The organism is Methylobacterium sp. AMS5, from assembly GCF_001542815.1.
In the GTDB taxonomy this organism is placed as follows: domain Bacteria; phylum Pseudomonadota; class Alphaproteobacteria; order Rhizobiales; family Beijerinckiaceae; genus Methylobacterium.
In genome coordinates this window covers 1-20451 of record NZ_CP006995.1, presented here as the reverse complement: position 1 = coordinate 20451, position 20451 = coordinate 1, and the positions used below count along the sequence as shown (strand labels likewise).

Below are 20451 nucleotides of genomic sequence, written 5' to 3'. Positions count from 1 at the left end.
CGCCCTCGTGGCGGCTCCGAACGACTTGTTGCGGCCCTACCAGGGGCCGAACGACGATGTTTGCCGACCATCTGCGGGCCGCCATCGAGAGGGCGCCGCGAATCACCCTGCCCGCCATCACGGCGCAGCTCTGGCGCGCGTTCGATCAGGGGCAGGTGACGGAGGCCGAGGCCGAAGCGCTCGCCGGCCTGATCGAGCTGCGGCAGGTTTCCGCCCCGCCGCGGGGCGAAAATGCTCGCTGTGGCGACGCTCTCACCGGACCCGCCAGTCCGGCCGCGCCGCAGGATCGCGCAGGAAGCCGCAGGACGGGCACAGTAGGCTCCCGGCCTCGCACCGATGCATCCATGGAGCGCCGCCGCCGGTGGGCAGCCTCCGGGCGGCTACCGCCGGCCCTCGCCTCTCGGTTCACGTTGGCGGAACAGGCGGTGCTCTCCCTCGTGGCGGCTGAGAGCGTGCGCAGGAAGGACTGCCGTCTATCCGTCGGCGGGCTCGCGGCGATCACGGGCGTGTCGGAAACCACCGTGCGCAACGCCATCCGCGTGGCGGCGCGGCTCGGCCTCGTGACCGTCGAGGAGCGACGCATCACGGGCTGGCGATCCGACACCAACATCGTCCGCATCATCTCGGCCGAGTGGACGAGTTGGCTACGGCTCACTCGCAAGCGGAAGGAAGAGGCGCCGGCCCTGGTGTCCGAGGGGGGAGGGTGCAAAAGCGCAAAGCCCACGCCTACTGAAGTTCTATCCCTGTGGAATTCGAAGCCAGTGGACCCGTCACAAAAGCTGCCGAGGGGCAGCGGGCGACCTGACCGAAAGAGAATCGAACGGAATCGTGCAGCCCGGTAGAACCAACAAAGCTATGCGGCGGACGCAAGCGGATGTTCGTTAGGACGGACGCGGTCGACGCTGCTCAAAGCGAGCAGGGCAGTTGACCATGAGCGGATGGCATTGGTCCCGATACGTCATCGAGGATGGGCCAGATCAGCGCGAGCGCATTGCAGCCCTGCGCCGAGTCGCGAGCATCTTGAGCCTGGAGGTGCGTGTGGAGCCAGGCGCGGGCTACACCAGCTTCCATCTATGGGCGACGCTGGGTGCTGCGGCGACCAAGGCGAACATCGCAATTTACATGGCGACCGATGAGGCGCCGACTGACGAAGCCGAAATGCCAGATGCAGATTAGAATGCTGACTATCACTGCGCGGGCGGGATTTCGTTCTACGGTCAGAAATTGATCAAAAATCGAGCCCTTACCCACGGAAAATTGTAGACTATCAGGAGCAACGGCTTGCGCTTGGGAGTTTATCAGGAAGGATATTGGCTAGGACCGTAGTCAGAGGGCGGTCCGATCAAAATGCGAGTGTGATCGATGAAGCCTGAGCTGGCTGACCGTCTCACGAAGTTCCTGCTCATGCTGGGAAGTGACGCGGACGGAGAAGTCGTGAATGCGGCTCGTGCCTTGGTCCGCACCCTCGAAGCCGAGAAACTAGACCTGCACGACCTCGCTGGTGCTCTTGCGCTTGTTCCTGGGCGGGCGGCGCCAGCCTCGATGACGCCCGACGATCCAACCGCCGCATGGGCGCGACCAAGGCCGGAAAGTGCGGCTGAGGCGCTGGGGATCTACTGTGAGCGCAGATATCTGACGCCCTGGAAACGCGTGGCGTTCGACCTCATGAAGCTGAACCAGAGCATCCCGAAGCGCTACGGGGGGAAATGCCTGATGCCTCACCAGGTGCTGATCCTCCAGCGGATCCAGCATGGTGGCACGCCAACTATCGCTGAGGCCCACGCGATCCGGCGGATGGACAGCCTGCTACGAACCGCTCACCGAGCTCAGCAGGCCGATCAGAAAGCTGCCTGAGGACCGGTCAGCGCTGCACCTTGGAGACGTTGCTGATGACACTGCGGAGGATCCTGGAGGCGCCGATAGCTGACCTGACGTTCGAGGATGTCGAGGGGCTGATCCAGGAGGAAGCGGAGGAGGGGCCGCGCTTTGAGCTGAAGCGCGAGCTGCCGGCCAACGACCGCCAGGGCGACCCATGGATGCAGGGTAGCAGAAAGCTCGGCGACCGCGCCCGGGACGGCTTGGCGAAGGAGGTGGTGGCACTCGCGAATGCCTATGGCGGCGCCGTGGTGATCGGTGTCGACGAGAGCGACGAAGAGCCCAAGCGTGCCGTCGGACCGGAGCCGCTCCTCATCCCTCGGATCGCTGAGTGCGCCGAGCGGCTGCAGAAGTCACTCGACAGCATCATAGATCCGCCGCTCCCCGTGCTTGAGGTGCGCGGGATCGCGAAACCCGACGCGGACGGAAGCGGCGTCCTCGTGATCCGCACTGGCCCCTCAACGCGTGCACCGCACGGTCACGGTCGGCCACCTCTGGCCTACATGCGGCGCGGATCGCGCTCGGAGCCCATGACGATGCGCGACTTGCAGAGCACACTCTTCGAGACCCGTACCCGGGGAGAGCGGATCAACGCCCTGCTCGAAGATCGGCGCCGCGCCCTTACCAGCATGGTGGAAAAGGGGCCACACGGCATCATGCTCGAGCGAGGTGAGCAACCATTTCTCGGACGTAGCGCGTTGTATTTCCGATGCACTCTTGTCGCGGTCGAGAACCTGCAATTGCGCGCTGATGAGGTTGTCAGGACGGCACCCATCATCCGCCCGACGCTCGGAGGCTCTTTCTCCACCTCCGCCTTCGGCAGCGGCTCCTTCCATTATGGTTGGGCGCACAGAGTGAATGGCGTTGAAAGCGTCGACCACAGCAGCCGCCACTTCGCGCGCTGGTTTGTAGGCGATCAGGGCATTGTGGATGCCTACGGCCTTATGACTCTCGATACCTACCGCGGCCGGAGTGATGTTTTCGCTCCCGTCCTTTTTCCCCCAGTCGCGCTACAGGCTCTTGTTTTGGGGGAGCAGCTGCGCCGCGCTGCGAGACGCCCAGAGGTCGAACTCGTCGTCGAATGCGAGTTCATCAACCCTGGCACGGCTACCGCCGTCCACAGCGATGTTCGTGCATTCGATGACGGCACGCAGATCCCCGACGGCGCGATCCGAATCGGGCCCTTCTCACTTGGTAATATCGACGACTTCCAAGCCGTGTACGGGGAGATCGAGCGGGGAATTTGGCACGGCCTCGGCCTTCCAATTGGATCCCGGATCAATTTCCCGATGGCCGAGTGGTTGGCTGAAATGTCTAGGTCGTGATGTCGAGTGGCGCGCAGACGTAGGCCTCGCCTTCAGGCCGATCCGGGAAAATCGAGAATTTCCCCATAAGTGCGCCCATTCGGGACGGCGCACGGTATGAGCGCGGTTTACATGCTGGGGAAGCCGAGCTCGACGATAGCGGAAGTCCCTTGATGCGAGAGGGACCAAGTAGGCACAGGGCCCGCCCCGTCTCAGGTCAGTGCAGGCCTCCCGCGAACCCTGCCGCCATCAGGATCGCTGCCCGATGCCCGCGTGCGTATGCGCCTCCAACGCCACCACCGAGCCGCCCGTACATGAAAGCCGAAAATGTGCCGAGCGGCGCGCTGGCTGCGGCGCGGTTCTCCTGCACGAACGCACAGAGCTTGAGCTGGCGGAGGAACGCGGTCGGGCCATCCGCCGCCGCCAATGCGAGCAACTCCGTCTGGGCGAGGTTGTAGCGTGCGAGGGCGGTCCCCTCGTTGAAGCCCGCGGCGAATTCCTCAGCCGCCGTTCCGGGGGCATCCTCGGTGATTACCAGCGGGGGAACGCTCGCGGCCGTGGCCGGTCGCGGACAGGGTGTGGTGAGGCGGGTCGGGAATCGGATGAGGCGGCCCACGTCAGGCATCCTTCTTCAGCGCGGAGCGGCGGTGGCGGCGCGTCTCGACGGTCACGGCACGGGCTGGCTTCGGTGGAGCGGGTGGTTCCGCGACGGGGACCGGGCTCGGTGGAGGCGCTGCGGCCGGCTGTTCAGGTGCCGCCGGCGGGTGAGCGACGTGGATTTGCTGGAAAACCCCGCAAGCGAAGCCACAGAACGAGGCGAGACGCTCAGCCTCGGCGATGGCGGAGGCCTCCGACCGATGGAGCTTCATCGCCCGACGACGCGGGGTCTTGGGCTGCCCCTGTGCGCCGAGCCGATGGACGATAAACGCGGGGCGCGGCTCGGTGGGGGAGTTCTTCGACATGGGGGTCTCCGCGATCAGAGCAGCGTGGCGATGCCGATGAGGCCGGCGCCCCCGGCGATGATGACGAGGGCCGCGAGAGCTTCGGCCCCGCGGATAAGTGCTCGTCCGATGCAGGCGGCGGGTCGCGCAGGCGCGATCAGCCGGCCGGAGGGCAGAACGACTGGAAGGTGCTGGATCGGCGGCACACCAAGGCAGACGGACAGGTCCGCCGCGCGAGCCATGGCGATGCCGAACTCGGGCCCGCAGGCATCGGGGCTGGTCTCCTCAGTCTCCCACCGTCGGAAATGCCGGATCAGGCTGAGCATGCCGGTGCGGGTCGTGCAGGGCGTTGCGAGCAGGGCCGCCAGGGCCTCGTGCAGCTCGTCACGGGCGCGGGCCCTCGCCCTACCCAGAGGCGCTGCGGCGAACACCGCCAGCGCCTCGTTGTGGCGGTCGATGGCCGCTAGGACCGGATCGGCGTGGAAGGGCACGCGGTCGTCGTCGGCGGCGAGCGTGGGCAGGATCAGGGCATGCGTCATCGGTCGCGCTCCTTGCGGGCTCGTGGGGCAGGGGCAGGATGGAAGGGGCAGGCGGCGGCGCGGCGCGGGAGGGTGACAGCGCACTGATGGCCGCCGCCCGCTTCCGGGCGGACCCGGATCGGGTGTTCTAGTTCGCGGTGCGGGCGCGGAGGGCGCGGGCGTGCTGCCAGGCCGCCTTGAGCGACACGGACATCGCGACGGCCCAGGTCGAGCCGTAGGAGAGCTGATGGGCCTTCGCGGCGGTGGCAGCGGCCGACATGATGCCGGCCCGGTCGAAGGAGCCATCAGCCTTCACGAGCGCGACCTTGCCGAACCGCACGGCGGCCTCGATGCGGCCGCGGGCTCCGAGGAAGCCCGTTGGCACCTGCACGCGATCGTTCCGCATGTCGCGAAGGGCGTTCGACCATGAGAGGGAGCGGCGGGCGGTCATCGACTTGCCTCTGAACCTGATATCTCCTATTTAGATGATATCACTTTGAGTGGCAATAGGTGATATCACCTTGGAGGCTGAATTGACGGATTTGGTGATATCAGGCACCACGCCCCGCGTGGGCCGCACACAGATCAACCATGAACAGACACCGGCACGTTTCGCGGAGGGCACTCTCTCGCGGATCGATGCTGTGCTGGTGCCGAAGGAGAAGCGCTCCGACTTCATCCGTGAAGCGGTTGAGCGCGAGTTGAAGAGGCGCGAGCGGAAGGCCTCCAGCGCCGCAGCAGAAAGCTAGGACAGAGTAGAACGACGAGGATCTGGCTGCGGCCGCTCCTGGCCCGCGGCAGCGACAGGAGGGAGCACCGTGAGGCCCAAGCCGCAGTACAGCGTTCCGCCCCGCCGGCCGCGTCTGCGGCTCGTTCACTCGCGGCGCGAGCTCGCGTTCATCACCTCGCCGCCTATCCTCGATCAGGCCATCGCCGAGAGCACGGCCACCACCGTGATGGCGGAGCGACGCCGCCTGGGCGCCAGGGTCTATGCGGAGGATGTGGTCTGGCACCTCCGATATCGCCGCGGCCTCACCGATCCGGCGGCGATCGAGCGCATAGCGCTGGCGGCCTGTGAAGTTATCGTCACCCGCCAGCACGCCGCCATCGCTGCCCACCGCCGACCGAAGCCCCCTCGCCGTCGGACGGCGCTCAGGGCCGAGTGCGTGCAGTTCGAGTTGCCGTTCCCCGAGGTGAGGGCCGCGGCGTGAGCAAGCCGAAGCTTCCGCCCCTCCGGGGTATCCGAGATTTCTTCGAGGACGATGTCCGTGCTCGCATGAAGGCAGCTGCCGAAAGGCTCGCCGCCGTCGAGGCAGCCACGCAGCAGCAGCCGCAGCGGGCCAAGTTGTCGGCCGGTTATCGAGGCCCAGGCCAGGCCTACGATCGGAATTGCCAGCGGCTGGATGAGCATGAGCGCTTCATTCTCGACCTATGCGGAGGGGCGTGCACCACCGACGACGCGGATCTACATCTCCGCCCAATGCTGCCGCACCTCGCTGCCCTCCGAGGCGGCTTCGGGTCGGACGATTTCCACCGAGCAACGCACCGTCTGTGCGCACGCCTATTTCCGGAATTACCGGCCGACGTGATCGACCGAATTATCGATGAAGGTCGGGCCGGGGAATTACGGTTCCTTTCCGCTGACCAATACGGAAAGGCGATCGGACTGACGTCTGACCGCAGACGGGCTCTTGGAATTCGCCGGATCGGGGCAGCTGACCGAACCAAGGCTCAGAGAGCACGCGACCGGAAACGGGCCAACGCAGCCCATCAGGCCGAGAAACGGAAATCGAAGGGGGCAACGCCGCGAACCGCATCGAAAGCGGCTGTCGCGCGGCAACTCGGGATATCGCTAGCGACCTATAAACGGCGCTTGGCAGCCGGCCTCCTGACGCATCCGCCGGTGAGCCGTGAGCCGGTTTCGTCACCAATAGGGGGTACCCCTCCTATACGAATGACGAAAGTGGCTCACGCCTCCTCACAACCCATACCCGAGACGGGTCCAGCGAGAACCGGCGGTGCGAGCCAGGGCGTCGGCGCTGACGTGCATTCGCACGGGGCCAGGACCAGGCGCGTTGTGGCTGGCCGTGCCGTTCCGCTGACGCTTCCGATCGGAGAACTCGAAATCCAAAGCGACCTCCTAGACGGTCCGGGCGTGCACGCGAAGCGGGCCCTGGAGATGATGGAGCGCGAGACCTGGAGCGGAGGTCCGATGCCACCGAAAATGAGGTTGGCGGTCCGCGATGCCGTGCGCGGGATGGATCTGCGCCACGATGAATTCGCGAGACTGGTGGGCATTTCCCGGCAACAGCTGACGAATGCGACTAGGGCATCCGGAATTGACGGACTCGGTGCGACCGCAGCGGCAAATCTGAAGCGTCTGCTGCAGCGGCAGGCCGGCAAGGGACTCCCATAATTCGAAATAGGAGACGGCGATGCGGGTCCACAAGAACAGGCTGAAGACCGGCGACTACAGGACGATCAAGCCGACCAAAACCGGCTACGCCGCGCGGGCGAGGGCCGAGCCGCATCAGCAATTTTACAGCAGCAGCGCGTGGCAGCGGACCCGAGAGGCGGTCATCCTCGAACGTGGCCGGCGGTGCGAGGACTGTGGGGGGACGCCCGGGCGGGTGTTCGTCGATCACATCCGAGAGCTACGCGATGGCGGCGCTCCTCATGATCCTCGAAACCTCAGGGTGAGGTGTGGTGCCTGCCACGCGGCGAAGACGGCGGCCGTCCGAACTGAGCGCGCTGGCGAAGCCTTCGACGCCGCCGAGGGGTAGGGGATACCCGGGTCAAATGTGTAGGGGATCGAAGGGGGCCCATCGTTATAGGTGCTATTCGCATAAAATTTTTCCGCGCCTCAGAATTTCAGGCCGCCGGAAATGCCAACGCCGGGGGCATTTAATTCCAGGATTTCGAATTTCGGAAATTGGCCCGCGGAAATTGCCCGGCGGGCAATTCGGCGCGGTCTGAGGTAGGCGCAGCCGGAAAAGGAAAGGCCCCACCGGATCGCTCCGGCAGGGCCTGTTCTGAAGCTGGCGAATTCGTCGGCCTGACGGATGCCAGCTCCCAAAGCCCCTTTCGGGGACACCCGGAATATGGGCCACGGCCCACAAAAAAACAATTACATCCCGAGGGCCGATCGAATTCCATTCTCGAGGCGCTCCATATCTGTCACCGCCAAAAAATCCCCGCGATAGCCCTGCCCCGCGATGACGCGATCGAGGCGGGCGTGCGAGACGTGGTGCAGGGCGGCACAATTGGCCCACACATCGCGAGTGAAGGACCGATAGGAGCGGGCCTGAAACGGCACGTCCCATGGACCGGGAGTTCTGGGTGGTGTCGCACTGCAGGGCACCACGGTGCATAGGCCAGGGCCGGTACCGTGCTTGTGATTCAGCCGATCGTCCGAGATGACGATGACGCGGCGGCGCTTCCAGACTTCAGGCGCAGCCGAGACCGGCGGCACACGGAGCGGGAAGGTCGCAGGGTCGAGCGGGTCCGGCCCAAAGTCGCACATCAGGATCGCGCCCCGACGCGGCGTGAAGGTGATCGCCATCGAATTCAGGCCTGATCCTCAAATTTGGTCGGGTTGGCGAAGGCACTCAGGTGCTCGGGATCATTGGGTTTCACGATGTCCTCCGGGGCGGAGCAATTCCGATAATTTTTCGTCGAGGCGGTGCGCAATGGGGGTGGTTGCGGTCTGCAGCCACGGATCATCAGGCTCGCTCGAGGGGGGATGAGAAAGGGCGTTTCGGTATCGCCGTGTGTCGTCGGGATCCCGCAAAGAATGAACCCGCCTCCTTCCGGAAAGCGGGTTCTGGCGGGCTTGACGAGCGCCGAGCGACAGGTGCGGCGTGATGCTGTCGCCGGAGGGTGACGAAGGCGACCTCAGCGGCGAGGCGGCTTCCGGCGGCCCTTTCCCCGCCGGCACGTGGCCGGCGGCTTGCGGCGACCGTCCAGAGCAAGGGACGCAGGCGGCTTGCGGCGTGGGTCGAGGACCCGAGAGAAACGCGCGCAGGCGGCTGTGACCTGACTGACGGATGGAAGCCGGTTCGGCAGCACCCGAAGGAGTTCGGTGGCGACTGCTGAGCCTACAGTCTTGGCAAATCCATAGGCGAAGCTGTCGAAGAGGGTTGAAGGGTCGATGGTCACGGGAAGGCTCCAGGCATGAAAAAACCCGCGCCTCGGGATGAGGGCGGGTCGGTCGCGATCGGCAGGCGGCGCGCGGCCGTCCTATCCGAATAGGAAGGGCCAACGCTAGGCGCGGGCCTCGGTGGTGTGCAGCAGCAGACGCGTGTGTTCGGCCCGCGGATGCAGGCTGCGCCGGTTCAGGTTTTAGGGGATGTGCCGGTCGCGGTGAGTTTCACCCGCAGAGCGCGGCACGGTGAACAAATCGCGGGTTTTGCCCGACGGGTCAAGCAAATTGCTGGGACGCTCCAAAACCTGATTTAACTCAGCTTTCTCGGCGTCGCGGATCTGGCGCGCCTCGTGGATGGCTTTGCGGATCAGGCCAAGGTCGGCGACGGTAGCCTTAGCAATACCGTTCCCGTCTGGAACGTTTTTCGGCCGCCCAGACCCCGCGACAAGGTCGTCGCCTTTCGCCGCATCGTACTTATCGGCCAGCCGGCGCTTCGCTAGCGCCTCGATCTCGACGGCATCGGCCTGTGCTCGGCGAACTAAGCATCATCCCAACGGATCTGAAGTTCACCGCCCAGCGCCTCGATCACCTTTTCGATCGCATCAATTCGAACGAAAGGTGATGGCGCAAGATCGGTGAAATAACCTCTCACGCCACCTTCTTCATCAAGATCCCTGAGGGAGAAGTTCAGATCCTGCGCACGGGCGAATATATCGTCAAAAAGTTTTATGCCGGTCTTGCTAAATCCTCGTCTCTTGCGAACACGATGAACCCCCAGCTTAGACGCCTGCATGGCAATTGAGTGCCAAGCTCTCCCTGGAAGAAGGCAGAGAATTTCCTCCTTCGAGTAATGCTTAAACACCTTCCTAAGAACCTGATTTTCTCTATCGCTCCATTGTTTCCTTGGGTGGTGTAGGCGCAGCTTATAGCATCGCTCAATACAAACTAGCAGTTCCTTTGAAACCGCAGCGGGCATTGCCTTGAAGTCGGGATAAAGCTTTATGAGTGCGATATCGTCGCTTGTGCTCCACCGCTGTACCGTATGCCTTTCTGCGATCGTGACGCCGCAGTCTTCGCAGAAGAGGTGCATGTACTTTGGGGTTTTGCATTTGGCTTGGCCCATCGCCTCACTCATCCGTAAGAGTGTCGCGGAACGCCAAGCCTCACCTAGGGCGCGATGAATGCTCTGCCGGGGCCTGCGTGCGGATACGGGGCCTCGGTGCTGGCCTGGTCGGCGGAGTGGCAACGGCCTGCGCCTCCGCGGCCGGCGCCGCCTTGCCGGTGCTGAGGGCGCGGTGGACGGATCCCTTACCGATCCCGAGCTTCGTCGCGATGGCGCCCATGCTCAAGCCCTCCGCGGCGAGTGCCTTGATCTCCTCCGACCTCGCGCGCGCCGTCGGCTTCCGGCCCTTGTATTTGCCGGCGTCCTTGGCCGCAGCGATCCCTTCGCGCTGGCGCTCCAGCATCATCTCGCGCTCGAACTGCGCCACACCGCCGAGCACGTTGAGCATGAGCTTGCCGGTGGGGGTCGAGGTGTCCACGCCGAGGTTCAGGATACGCAGGGCCACGCCCTTGGTCTCCAAGGCCGCGATAATCGCCCCCATGTGCGTCACGGATCTGGCAAGGCGGTCGAGCTTGGTCACCACCAGCGTGTCGCCTTCGCGAGCGAACGCCAGGGCCGCTTCGAGCTGCGGCCGCGGGGCGACTGCGGAGACCCGCTCCTCGAACAGCCGCTCGCATCCCTGTGCTCTCAGGTCTCGGGCCTGCGCCTCGAAGCCAGCAGCCTGTTCTAGGGTCGACGTGCGGGCATAGCCGATCAGCACAGGGAGGCGCGTCCGTTCCATTGAAGTCACAGACATCAGCGCATTCCCGTTCCAAAATGCAATTCAGATTTTTTTGGAACGGCCGCGGAAATCGCGTGGAACGTTCCACAAGGCCAAGGTCAATTGGAACGCCCGCCGCCATGCACGCGTGTCATTCCTCGCTGGGCCTGCTCTTCGCTGAGCTGGGAAGCAGACCGAGCGAGACCGCAAGGCGCTGGGCGTCCTCCAGTGCGGCGATCATCTCCGGCAACCGCTCTGGCGGCAGGCGCAGTCCCTTGGGGGTCTCCTTCATCGGGCCCCGACCGTGGTTCGTGGCCACCCGCAGTTCGACGCCGACGGTGCCGCGTGTCTCGCGGAGGCTGATCCGCACGTCCTCGCGGGTTGTCCGGCGGACGGTGGCGACGTGCTGATCAAGCGGCGCGGGCATCGGTCGGCCCCTCGATCACGATGCCCACGCCCGCCGCCGCCTTGGCGAGGCGCCCGAGAGCGCGGCGGAGGCGGATGGCTTCCGGGCCATCGTGGTCCGCTTCGGCGAGTGCTGCGCGAAGGCGCTGAACGTGGAACCGCACGGTGGGGCCGCGGTCGCCGGCCGGCTGCATCCGCAGAAAACCGGCAGTGATCTCGTTGAAACGCCTCATCCGCCCGTCTCCCGCTACGCACGTTCCAAAAATAATTTAAATATTATGGAACAATGCACAATTTTTCTCAACATAGTCGGGATGCGTTTTCCCCTTATGTTCTCCCGGTCGCCGCTGGCCTGACCCAGCGCCGCACATGCCGAAGGCGCCCCACTATGGGGTGCGCGGGCCCCGTACCGGTCACACCGACGGAGCACCCGCATGCCCCCAGCGCCTCGCACGAAGCCCGGCCGGCCGAACCTCATCGAGCACCACCCGCGACGGGCGGAGATCGAGTTAGCGCGCATCGCGGGCGGCACCTTGCAGGAGGTGGCCGATCGGTTCGGCGTCCCGCGATCCTCTCTCCACCGCCACATGACCAAGATGCCGGTCGAAGAGTATGGGCGCCTCGCGGCCGTTGCCTCAGCCCTCGCCGAGCAACAAGCCGCCCTGCTCCGGGTGGCAGCCATTGCCATTGCGGCAGGCCCCAGCTGCTCGCCGTCCTTCGCGCACGGAGCGGCGCAATGACCGAGCGCCGCATCGTTGAACTCGTCGTCGACTCTCGGGGCGCTGAGCAGGGGTTCAGCCGGTACGCGACCGCTGCGACGCAGGCAGGCGCGGCATCGGATCGTGCGGCCGATGCCGAGGACCGGGTTCAAGCTGCGATGGCGAAGGCGGGCGCAGCCCGGGACCGCGCCACCGGAAGCGAGCTTCGGCTACAGGCGGCTATCGACCGGCAGGTCCAGGGCACCGTTGCCAGCACCCGCCTCGTGGCTGAACGGGCCTCGACCTTCACACGCCTTGCCGCTGCGATCGATCCTGTCGTGCGGACGGAGCAGGCGTGGGAACGAGCCACGCGCGCGGCGGATGCGGCGGTGCGCCGTGGGGCGGCAACGACGGACGAAGCCGCTCGGGTCGTCGGCCTCTACCGGCAACGTCATGATGAGGCCGCTGCTGCCGCGGACCGGGCTGCCGCCGCGACGCGCCGACTGACGACCGCTCAGGCGTCGCAGGTCCGGACGAGGATCGAGGGCGCGACAGGGGTGCGGGTCGAATTCGGCACCGATGGGCGCGGGGCGGACGTCGCGGCCTACGGCGCCGAGATGGACAGGGTGCGGGCGAAGTTCGTTCCCCTTGCGGCTGCGCAACAGGCCTATCGGGCGCAGCTTGCCGAAATCGCTCAGGCGGCCAGGGTTGGCGCGATCTCTGAGGCCGAGCGCGTCGCGGCACTGGCGCGGACCAAGAACGCGTTCGCCGGGCAGGTCGCCGCGATCCGGAGCACCACCGCTGCCAACGATACCGTGACGCGATCCGTCGGCCTTCAGGCTCACGAGTGGCAGAACCTGTCGTTTCAGGTGAACGACGCGGTGACGATGCTCGCCAGCGGGTCGTCAGCATTCCAGGTGCTCGCGACGCAGGGCGGTCAGGTCTACCAGATCCTCCAGACCGGCAACGGCGGGGTTGCCGGCTCGCTCATGGCCATCCGCGACCGGCTCTTGGCCATCAGTCCGCTGGTCGGCGTGTTCGGGCTGATGGCGGCCGGCGCCGTGGCGGCCGCTGCTGCGGCGATGTCCTACGCCAACGCGCAGCGCGATGTTCGCCTTGCGCTGCTCGGCATCGGGCAGGCGGCCGGCCTCTCGGCCGAGCAGGTCGACTTGATCGCACGGCAGGCTGCGGATGCGGCCAAGATCTCCGTCGCGGCGGCGCGCGAGATCGAGGCGGCTTTCCTCAAGTCGGGCAAAGTCTACGGTGACGTGTTCCTGCAGGCGACGGTCGCCGCGGCCAACTTTGCCAAGGCGACGAAGCAGGACAACGGGGGGCCCGCCGACTTCCTGACGGCGAACCTCGGAAACCTCGGCTCGGGCGGATACGAGGCTCTGGCCAAGCAGGCCGGGAATTTCGACGCGGCCCTCGATGCGCAAGTTCGCGCGTTGCTCGATGCCGGACGCGAAGCGGACGCTCAACGGGTCGTCGTGGAGCGCTTCGGGCAGGCTTACGAGAAGGTCGGCGGGCAACTCACCGCCTTCGATCGCACGCTCAACGCCCTCAAATCCGGGTTCAGCGGCGTGTGGGATGCCGTCGGCCGTGCGACCTCGGGCGCGGAGCGGTCCAGCGCCGAGATGCTGACGATCACCGAAGCGCAGATTAAGAACCGCGAGGCCATCGCCAGGGCGACGAACACCGACCCGGCCGCAGATCAGCAGTACAATGCGCTGCGCGAGCGGGCTGCGCGCCTGAGGGGCGAGATCGAGAAGACGGGCGAGGCCGTCCGCAGCACCTCCGAGGCGACGCGGAACAACATCAGGGCGCTCGACAAAGCGGCGGTGAACGCCGCCGTGCCCGAGATGGCGTCCCTGGCCCAGGTGCGCGAGAACCTCGCCAAGGCGAACGCCGAGCTGAACGGCCTGGAGAACGGCGGCGGGAGTTCGGAGCGGATCGAAGCGGCCCGCAAGGCGGTTGCCGCCCTCTCGGCCGCCGAGCGGGATTACCAGGTGGCCGGCGGTGCCGCCAACATGGAGCGCGCCAAGGCGAACGAGATGCTGCGGGCGGGCCTTCAGGGGCTGCAAGCAGTCACGCCCGAGCAGAAGGCGGAGGCTGCCCGGCAGCAGGCACTGGCGGAGGCCTTCGGCACCGTCACCACCGGACAGGAAAGGTCGGCGCGCGCGGCCAGCGCCTACAACCGCAGCCTCGCCGAGCAGCGGGCCGCGTCGGACGCGAGCAGCCGCTCGATGGACGAATCGACGAGGACGGCCAACGAGGTCGCCCGCGCCACGGCCCAGACCGGCAAGTCGGTCGAGTACCTGACCGCCAGCCGGAAGGTCGACGAGCAGATCCGTGCCGGCGTGTTCCGCGCGGACGAGCGCGAGACCAAGATCAAGGAGCAGCTCCAGGCACAGCTCTCTCAGGTCAACCAGCAGGCGGCGCAGCGCAAGCGCACCCTGGACGATCAGGCGAGCGCCCAAGAGGCGGTGAATGCGCGTGTCGCCGCTGGCACGATGGTTTCGGCGCAGGCCACCCGGCAGGTTCAGAACGAAATCGAGCTGCGCGCCCTAGGACGCGAGCGGGACGCCGCTGCCGGCGAGACGAAGACAGAACTGGCCCGCCGTTACGACGAGCTCGCCGCCGCGCAGCAGAGGCAGTTGAGCGCGGAGGACCGGACACGGGTTCTCTCCCTGTCGGAGGACGAGGACCGGCGAATTGCCTTGCTCCAAAAGGAGGCGGAACTCCTCGGTGCCACGACCCGCCAGCGGCAGGTTGCTATGGCGGTCCTGCAGGCCGAGCAGGATCTCAAGCGGCAGGGCATCAGCGCCACCGCACCGGAGAGCACCGCTTATCTCGACAAGGTGAAGCTGCGCGCGGACATGGACGCCGCGAAATCGGAATACGAGCGCCTCGCTCAGGATATCTCGTCGGCCGTCTCCGGCATCTTCGACGACCTGTTCAAGGCCGGCAACAAGGGCATGGCCGGGTTCTTCGACAGCTTCGCCCGCGGGTTCTCCCGCATCGGCACGCGCATGCTGGAGCAGAACCTGATCGCGCCGCTACTGGGCGGTCAGGCAGGCTTTGCCGGCGGAGCGAACCCCCTCGACGCGATCGGGAAGCTGTTCGGCACGGACGGCATCAAGAAAGCCGTGAATGAGGGCTCGCAGGGCGGCATCTTCGACGCATTCAGCGCGTGGCTGAAACCCGCCCAGGGCAGCGACGGGAAGGCCACAGGCGGGTTCGCCTCGTCCAAGCTCGGGTCCGGCCTGATGTCGGCGGGCGTCGGCGCATCCATCGGCTACCAGAGCCAGAGCCCGCTCATGGGCGCGGTCGGCGGCGCGCTGGCGGGCGCCGCGACTTTCGGGCCGATCGGTGCCGTCGTCGGCGCCGGTGCCGGCCTCATCGGTGGAAGTCTGGGCTGCCGTCCAGCGAGGAAGAAGGACATCGAGAATGAGCGGCATCGTCGTGTTCGAGAGTTCGCAGCGTGTGACGATGCTGACGGATCTGAGCCTGTACCAGCCTGACGGGACGATCGTCGCGTTCGAGCCGAAAGCCTTTCCGGTCGATAGCTGGGATGGTGCGATCTCCGGCCGGGGCGACCGCGCCGGCATCAACGTCGCCTTGGATCTGGCCGAGCGCTACGGTTCCTTCGACGAGTTCGTCGCTCGTAGCGCCCCGGAAATCGAGCGCTGGCACCGTGCGGCTACCGCATTGGCGGGCGGCGGTCAGACGGTGATCGAAATCCACGTCATCGGCTGGAGCGAGCTCGCCGACCGGCCGCGAGCATTCGTGCTGTGCTCGCCGATCGAGTGCCACACCGATGAGACCGCCTACGTGTGGCGCGGTCATGACGCTGAGGACGGCTGCTTCTATCACGCGATGGGCGCGACGGAGCTGTGGCGGCTGCATCGACAGGGTGCCGAGCCCCGTGTTGATTTCGACGCGGAGACCTTCGACCCGATCCGTCACGGCATTCCGCTGATGGAAGCGATGCGCCGGGGCAGAGGCGACGCCGCTTACGGCTCGAACATCGCCGGTCGGCATCTCGTCGGCGGCGCGGTCGTGCTCACGGTGGTGGACCGCGACGGCGCGCGGCAGGGCATGATTCACGGGTGGCCCGACGACACGGTGGGAGAGCCGATCCAGCCAGCGCCATTCGATGATGCGAAGTGGCCGAAGATCATGCCGATGGACCTCGGGCCGGCCTGGACCTTCGAGCGGTTCATGCGCGCCTTGAAGAACGGCGCGATCGATCCCGAGACGTTCGCGCTCGACCGGGCCCGGCTCGCCGTGATCGAGGCGACCGCAGCCGAGTCCACCGGTGGCCTTTCTCGACAGCAGCGCCGCGCCGCCGCCGCGCAGGCAAAGAAGGGGCGTGCTCATGCAGCCTGAAACCCACCTCACCGTGACGGCCGAAGAAGCCGACGCCCTGGCCCGGATCTGCGATGCGCAGGGCATCAGTCCGGCCAATTCCGGGTGGGCCCTGATGGGGCTGCGGATCGCTCGGGAGCAGGCGCCGGACATCGCCGCCGGGAAGCTCGGTGCGGATCCGGCGCGGCTCGCTGACAGCCTCCGGAAGGCCCGCCGTGAGGGTGAGCGGGAGATGCGCCGGAGTGGTGCCACACGGGCCCAGGTCGGTGCATGGGCGGGCGGCGTCGAGGAAGCGCATGCGGTGGCGACGGCGGCACTCTTCACCGCCCTGGAGGCGGCACGGGCGGGCGCCTTCGAAGCCGGCCAGGCTATGGCGCTAGATTTCCTCCAGCGGATCGGGGCTGAACCCGATCTCGTGCACGTTCTCCCGGAGGCCGTCGAAATGGCCATTGCCGCCGGTGAGGAGGCGGGACGCGCTCAGGGGCTATCTGCCGCGTTCGTCGAGGCGTTCCGCATCGCCTTCTTCCGGGGGACGGATTCGGTTGTTCGGCCCTTCATCGACCGGCTCGAGGAGGAGGAGCGCCAGGCACCGGCCCGCCCTTCTCATGTCCTGGTGCCTGGCGCCGCACAGAGACCATCCGCCCCGCGTCGGCTCCGTCCTGAGGATTTTGGCGCGCTGCCGAGCCAGCCGCGGCCCTGACGACCAAGCCCCTCCCCCCCCCCTCGGCGGGGAGGGGTGGTGCTGAAGCCGCTGCGGAGAAGCCCGTAGACGAATGGCGTCAACGGGTTGAGGTGGTGACGAACTATCCGGGGTTTCCGGGGAGTTCGCTGGCCTCACCCGTAAGGGCCGCGGAATAGGTCGCCGAGTGCTTTCCGCCGGAACAGCGTGAACCACCGCCGGCGCTGATGCTCGGGCCGATCATGGATCATGTGGCATCGCTGGCACCACGCAGCGAGGTTGGCCGCGGCGTTGTCGGCCGTGTCGTGGTTCCGATGGGCGGTGGCCAGGAAAACCCTCGTCGTGCGCGCGAGACTGAACACGTCCACCGTGCTGGCGAGGCGGACCTTCCGGCCTCGTCCGTCGCGCCAGATACTGGCCTCTGCGTCCCACCACCGTCCGTCTCCGAGGTGATAGACGAGGCGACCATGCGGCCGACCGCAGGCCTCGCACCGGCCCTTAGCGCGCTCGAAGCGGATCACCTCGGAGAGCTGCGGCCAGTCGACGGGGTAGAAAAAGCGGTGCTCGCGCCGGATCGGCATGGCGGGCGGAATTCCTCTCGGATGTCCTCACCGTAGCCGCTCCGCCTCGCGGCAGCCGTTGCGGGCTCGCCACGCTGGCCGGAGATATCCGGAAATTCCGGCGTGCTGCCGATCACGGCGCTGGCGGTTCGAGCGTCGCCTTGCGAAGGCTCCTCACAGAAAGCGACGATTCGCACCATCATGGCGCGTGCTCGCGGCAAGCAAGAAACCGTCTTGCGACCATCTGGACGCTTTCAGGCGAGGAGCTTGAGACATGGCGAAGCTGATCGGCCTCGCATCGACGAAGGGCGGCGTCGGCAAGACGACGATCGCGCTCAACCTCGCGGCGGTGCTCGCTCGCAGCGGCGCCAGGGTTGCGGTCCTTGATGCGGATCCAGCCGGGCACGCGTCGGCCGTTGGGGAACTCGGGGCGCTCCCCTTCCCTGTCACGACGCACCTCTTGGAGGAGGTGGAGGCGTCCGCGGTGGCGGCTTGGACGAAAGGTGTTCGATCCACTGAGGCCGATTACGTTGTGATCGATGCGCCTGGTGCTCTCGGCGCGGCCTTTGGTGCGGTGGTGGCGATCGTCGACCTCGCGCTGATCCCGGTCGGCGCCTCGATGCTCGATATCCGCGGCGCGGCTGAAACGGTCGGGATCGTGCGCCGTCACCGGAAGGCTGGCGGGCGCGGCCGGCCGGATATCCTCGTGGTGCCATCCCGCGTTGATCGGCGCACCGGCTCGGGCCGTGACGTGGTTGGGACGCTCGCTGGTCTCACCGAACCGGTTGCCCCGCCGATCACGCTCCGCGCTGTCGTTGCGGACAGCCTATCCGGGGGCGAAGCCGTACCCACTGAATCCCCATCCGGTCAGGAATTCACGGCGCTCGCTGAGGCGGTGCGCACCCGCCTGGAGAACATATAAATGGCTTCGAAGCCCCGCAACCGCGCCGGCATGGACGCTGAGGCCGTCGCCCGCATGATGGCGGCCCAGGATGCCGAGGAAGCGCAGGAAGCCGCTCCGGAGCCGACGCCTGCCCCTGAGGCACCTGCACCATCTCCGCCGGCTCCCGCGGCTCCCGCGGCTCCGCCGCCGGCGGCTCCGTCCGTGCAGGCCGCGCCAGAGCCACCGGCTTTCGACCCAGGGAAGGTCGATGGCCGGACGCTCCGTCGGACCTTCCGCGAGCCCTTTGCGACCCGCATCAAGCCTGAGGCGCACGAGGCGCTGCGCAGGATCGCGTATCACCGGCGGATCACGATCGCTGAAGCCCTGGAGATGGCCGTGGCCGCCTTCGAGAAAGGCTGAAATCTGGTCGCTTGATAGACGCAAGATGGATGCTTGAAGGTGCCGGATGGAAGCGGCGGCGTGGATCGCTCTGGTGGCTTTGGCCTTCACTGCCACACAGGCATGGGTGGCCTACCGAAAACTCCGATTCGATCTTTTCGCCAAGAGGTTCGAGACGTGGGAGGCCCTGAACGACGCCTTCAACGCTCGACGCCTCAAAGCGTCGGACTTCGATCCGTCGCGCCCGTTCGACGCTGACGACAAGGAGCGGCGAGAAATCTGGCGGCTCGAGCGCCCGATGCGAGCGCTGTTTCCTATCGACGTGTCAGCGAGCCTGGAACGGATCGACAAGGCGATGTTGACCCATGACGTTGCGTTGATGGAGTACAAGAGCCTTGCGCGCGTCTCGAACTACGCCAACCCGCACGAGCTTGGCGCCAAGCACATCACCCTAATGGATGCGGAGCGGGAGTGGCGGGAGGCGCAAGACGAACTCGGCCGCCTCGTTCATCGCTACGTCCGGCAATATGGTTGGATCGAACTGGTGGGCGTTCACGTCCGCCGCCGGGCCGGGAGGCTGTGGCAGACAGCCCAGCGAGGCCTAAAGAACTGGAAGCGATAAAGCCACATGCAGTGCGCATGATAGCCGCAAGATGTTTTCTTGATCGGTGCAATGTGAAAGTCCCCTGACCGTGAGGCAAGTCGCCGAAGCGGCGCAACTCGGGCGGCGAGGCCGCGCCGGTGGGCGTCAGCGCGGGTATTTCGACGGGCTGTAGTGAAGGCTGTCGATGGCCGAGCCGGACAGCTCGTTCGAATAGAGCCTCGCGTAGCCCTGTAGCGCGATCACACACAGGTCGAGCATGTCGAAGAACCGGCCGCCGTCTTCGACGTAGCGCCCACCATAGTCGTCGAAGCGGATCGGGTTGCCAGGGCGGCCGTCGCCTGGGTTCATGCTTTCGCCGAGGTTTCCCGCATGGAAGCCTGTCGATGGCCGCGCCGTGTCCGAACCGGACTGCATCAGGATCGTGCCGCCTTCCTCCCTCTCACGATGCTTCACCGCGTTGGCCATTCGCTGCAATGCGAGGAAGGGTGCGCCTATCTCCTGTTCCATCGCCCTGTGCACGGCCTTGGGGCTCCAAGCGCCTGCCGGCTTAAGGTAGTCGCCCACGTGGTAGGCCGCGAGGCATGCGAGATAGCCGCGGCGTTGGGACGGGTCCGCCTGAAATTCTAAGACGGTCGGAACCGCGATCTCGTCCACGAACTCGCGGGCTGTCATCGCGGGCATGGGCTATCAGCGGGGCTGCCTCTTCGTCGCCGCCGGACGGCCGATGGCTGCCTCGTCGTCGACGCGCTCCTCTAGCTCAAGCTGGAACGCCAGCACGTCCGCCTCGTCGGCCAAGACAAGTGTGCTGACGGGCCCGACGATCGCCATACCGGTCCCCTCGCGGCGAACCACGAACGAGCCCCAGTCGCCCGGCGCGATCAACGCGGACTGGATGAGTTCGACCGTCTCGGCATCGTTGGCGCCGTTCGCGTCGATCCAGACCGAAGCATCGGAGACACGCTCGCTCATGCTGCATACCTCAACGTTGACTTAACGGTTCGCCCCGGCCGACATGCCATGTCCGGCCCCGCTCGCCTCCGAGCGAGTCGGGTGCCGACCTTCAGGAGATACACGCCGCCGCAAGTCGAACCCTGAAAAGCCAACGGGCCCACCCCGGCAAGGGTGAGCCCGTCGAAATCGAGATGGCTCGTGGGAGCCCGTTTCCATCCCCCACAAGCCACGAGACGCCCTGAGGCGTCAAGCGAGAACACCGCTTCTCGCGATGATGAGGCTTTGCCCAGAACCCGGAA

Annotated in this window: 26 protein-coding genes; 15 read left to right on the top strand and 11 right to left on the bottom strand. The window is 66.3% G+C overall.

All coding sequences use genetic code 11. The features are described 5' to 3' along the window. Nucleotides 1-56: 56 nt before the first annotated feature. From Y590_RS25230 to Y590_RS25215, 4 genes are all read left to right on the top strand, one after another. Nucleotides 57-842, top strand: a complete 786-nt coding sequence (locus Y590_RS25230) for a helix-turn-helix domain-containing protein (protein WP_060772640.1) — start codon at nucleotides 57-59, stop codon at nucleotides 840-842. An 88-nt stretch (nucleotides 843-930) separates the two neighbouring features. Continuing rightward, nucleotides 931-1176, top strand: a complete 246-nt coding sequence (locus Y590_RS25225) for a hypothetical protein (protein WP_060772639.1) — start codon at nucleotides 931-933, stop codon at nucleotides 1174-1176. A 186-nt stretch (nucleotides 1177-1362) separates the two neighbouring features. Next, nucleotides 1363-1854: a hypothetical protein gene (locus tag Y590_RS25220; RefSeq protein WP_060772638.1), complete on the top strand. Its 492-nt coding sequence runs from the start codon at nucleotides 1363-1365 to the stop codon at nucleotides 1852-1854. Between the two features lie 35 nt (nucleotides 1855-1889). Next, the gene (locus Y590_RS25215; protein ID WP_083531015.1) at nucleotides 1890-3200 is read left to right on the top strand and encodes an AlbA family DNA-binding domain-containing protein; all 1311 of its coding nucleotides are present in this window, start codon (nucleotides 1890-1892) and stop codon (nucleotides 3198-3200) included. A gap of 196 nt (nucleotides 3201-3396) precedes the next feature. Here Y590_RS25215 and Y590_RS25210 read toward each other — a convergent pair whose 3' ends face one another. The 3 genes from Y590_RS25210 to Y590_RS25200 form a co-directional block, all read right to left on the bottom strand. Beyond that, nucleotides 3397-3795, bottom strand: a complete 399-nt coding sequence (locus tag Y590_RS25210; protein ID WP_144440087.1) for a hypothetical protein — start codon at nucleotides 3793-3795, stop codon at nucleotides 3397-3399. A 360-nt stretch (nucleotides 3796-4155) separates the two neighbouring features. Further along, nucleotides 4156-4659, bottom strand: coding sequence for a hypothetical protein (locus tag Y590_RS25205; protein ID WP_060772635.1), 504 nt, complete (start codon nucleotides 4657-4659; stop codon nucleotides 4156-4158). Between the two features lie 127 nt (nucleotides 4660-4786). Next, entirely contained in the window at nucleotides 4787-5089 is a 303-nt protein-coding gene (locus Y590_RS25200; protein WP_060772634.1) for a hypothetical protein, read from the bottom strand. Between the two features lie 82 nt (nucleotides 5090-5171). Here Y590_RS25200 and Y590_RS25195 point away from each other — a divergent pair, with 82 nt between their 5' ends. The 4 genes from Y590_RS25195 (at nucleotide 5172) to Y590_RS25175 (ending at nucleotide 7421) form a co-directional block, all read left to right on the top strand. Next, nucleotides 5172-5387, top strand: coding sequence for a YlcI/YnfO family protein (locus tag Y590_RS25195; RefSeq protein WP_144440086.1), 216 nt, complete (start codon nucleotides 5172-5174; stop codon nucleotides 5385-5387). Nucleotides 5388-5456: 69 nt separating this feature from the next. Beyond that, nucleotides 5457-5849, top strand: a complete 393-nt coding sequence (locus Y590_RS25190) for a hypothetical protein (RefSeq protein WP_060772632.1) — start codon at nucleotides 5457-5459, stop codon at nucleotides 5847-5849. A gap of 198 nt (nucleotides 5850-6047) precedes the next feature. Beyond that, nucleotides 6048-6227: a hypothetical protein gene (locus Y590_RS25185; RefSeq protein ID WP_144440085.1), complete on the top strand. Its 180-nt coding sequence runs from the start codon at nucleotides 6048-6050 to the stop codon at nucleotides 6225-6227. A gap of 846 nt (nucleotides 6228-7073) precedes the next feature. Next, entirely contained in the window at nucleotides 7074-7421 is a 348-nt protein-coding gene (locus Y590_RS25175; protein ID WP_060772629.1) for an HNH endonuclease, read from the top strand. A 344-nt stretch (nucleotides 7422-7765) separates the two neighbouring features. Here the strand turns inward: Y590_RS25175 and Y590_RS25170 are convergent, their stop codons facing one another. The 5 genes from Y590_RS25170 to Y590_RS25155 form a co-directional block, all read right to left on the bottom strand. Beyond that, complete coding sequence (locus Y590_RS25170; protein ID WP_060772628.1) at nucleotides 7766-8200, bottom strand: type II toxin-antitoxin system PemK/MazF family toxin; 435 nt, start codon at nucleotides 8198-8200, stop codon at nucleotides 7766-7768. Between the two features lie 1120 nt (nucleotides 8201-9320). Beyond that, nucleotides 9321-9917, bottom strand: coding sequence for a hypothetical protein (locus Y590_RS26760; RefSeq protein ID WP_144440084.1), 597 nt, complete (start codon nucleotides 9915-9917; stop codon nucleotides 9321-9323). 28 nt (nucleotides 9918-9945) lie between these two features. Then, a complete protein-coding gene (locus Y590_RS25165; protein WP_083531014.1) occupies nucleotides 9946-10605 on the bottom strand; it encodes a recombinase family protein in 660 nt (219 codons plus the stop codon). A gap of 151 nt (nucleotides 10606-10756) precedes the next feature. Next, a complete protein-coding gene (locus Y590_RS25160; protein ID WP_060772626.1) occupies nucleotides 10757-11032 on the bottom strand; it encodes a hypothetical protein in 276 nt (91 codons plus the stop codon). Continuing rightward, nucleotides 11016-11243: a hypothetical protein gene (locus Y590_RS25155; RefSeq protein ID WP_060772625.1), complete on the bottom strand. Its 228-nt coding sequence runs from the start codon at nucleotides 11241-11243 to the stop codon at nucleotides 11016-11018. The genes Y590_RS25160 and Y590_RS25155 overlap by 17 nt, the downstream gene beginning before the upstream one ends. 201 nt (nucleotides 11244-11444) lie before the next feature. Here Y590_RS25155 and Y590_RS27630 point away from each other — a divergent pair, with 201 nt between their 5' ends. Genes Y590_RS27630 through Y590_RS25135 form a run of 4 tightly spaced genes read left to right on the top strand, consistent with a single transcriptional unit; the run spans nucleotide 11445 to nucleotide 16776 of the window. Next, on the top strand, nucleotides 11445-11750 hold the full coding sequence (locus Y590_RS27630) for a helix-turn-helix domain-containing protein (RefSeq protein WP_060772624.1): 306 nt from the start codon (nucleotides 11445-11447) through the stop codon (nucleotides 11748-11750). Further along, nucleotides 11747-15229: a phage tail length tape measure family protein gene (locus Y590_RS25145; RefSeq protein ID WP_060772623.1), complete on the top strand. Its 3483-nt coding sequence runs from the start codon at nucleotides 11747-11749 to the stop codon at nucleotides 15227-15229. The genes Y590_RS27630 and Y590_RS25145 overlap by 4 nt, the downstream gene beginning before the upstream one ends. Continuing rightward, on the top strand, nucleotides 15156-16097 hold the full coding sequence (locus Y590_RS25140; protein WP_286161908.1) for a hypothetical protein: 942 nt from the start codon (nucleotides 15156-15158) through the stop codon (nucleotides 16095-16097). The genes Y590_RS25145 and Y590_RS25140 overlap by 74 nt, the downstream gene beginning before the upstream one ends. Continuing rightward, complete coding sequence (locus Y590_RS25135; protein WP_060772622.1) at nucleotides 16087-16776, top strand: hypothetical protein; 690 nt, start codon at nucleotides 16087-16089, stop codon at nucleotides 16774-16776. The genes Y590_RS25140 and Y590_RS25135 overlap by 11 nt, the downstream gene beginning before the upstream one ends. A 134-nt stretch (nucleotides 16777-16910) precedes the next feature. Here the strand turns inward: Y590_RS25135 and Y590_RS25130 are convergent, their stop codons facing one another. Beyond that, nucleotides 16911-17336, bottom strand: coding sequence for a hypothetical protein (locus Y590_RS25130; protein ID WP_060772621.1), 426 nt, complete (start codon nucleotides 17334-17336; stop codon nucleotides 16911-16913). A gap of 253 nt (nucleotides 17337-17589) precedes the next feature. Here Y590_RS25130 and Y590_RS25125 point away from each other — a divergent pair, with 253 nt between their 5' ends. From Y590_RS25125 to Y590_RS25115, 3 genes are read left to right on the top strand one after another with little or no spacing between them, the layout of a single operon-like run. Then, complete coding sequence (locus Y590_RS25125; protein ID WP_060772620.1) at nucleotides 17590-18237, top strand: ParA family protein; 648 nt, start codon at nucleotides 17590-17592, stop codon at nucleotides 18235-18237. Then, complete coding sequence (locus Y590_RS25120; protein ID WP_060772619.1) at nucleotides 18238-18618, top strand: hypothetical protein; 381 nt, start codon at nucleotides 18238-18240, stop codon at nucleotides 18616-18618. A gap of 46 nt (nucleotides 18619-18664) precedes the next feature. Further along, nucleotides 18665-19219 (top strand): hypothetical protein, encoded by a 555-nt coding sequence (locus Y590_RS25115; protein ID WP_060772618.1) that lies wholly within the window; start codon nucleotides 18665-18667, stop codon nucleotides 19217-19219. A 126-nt stretch (nucleotides 19220-19345) separates the two neighbouring features. On the opposite strand, the gene Y590_RS25110 is transcribed toward Y590_RS25115, so the two are convergent. After that, the gene (locus Y590_RS25110; RefSeq protein WP_060772617.1) at nucleotides 19346-19882 is read right to left on the bottom strand and encodes a hypothetical protein; all 537 of its coding nucleotides are present in this window, start codon (nucleotides 19880-19882) and stop codon (nucleotides 19346-19348) included. Nucleotides 19883-19888: 6 nt separating this feature from the next. Then, nucleotides 19889-20170 (bottom strand): hypothetical protein, encoded by a 282-nt coding sequence (locus Y590_RS25105; protein WP_060772616.1) that lies wholly within the window; start codon nucleotides 20168-20170, stop codon nucleotides 19889-19891. Nucleotides 20171-20451 lie beyond the last annotated feature (281 nt).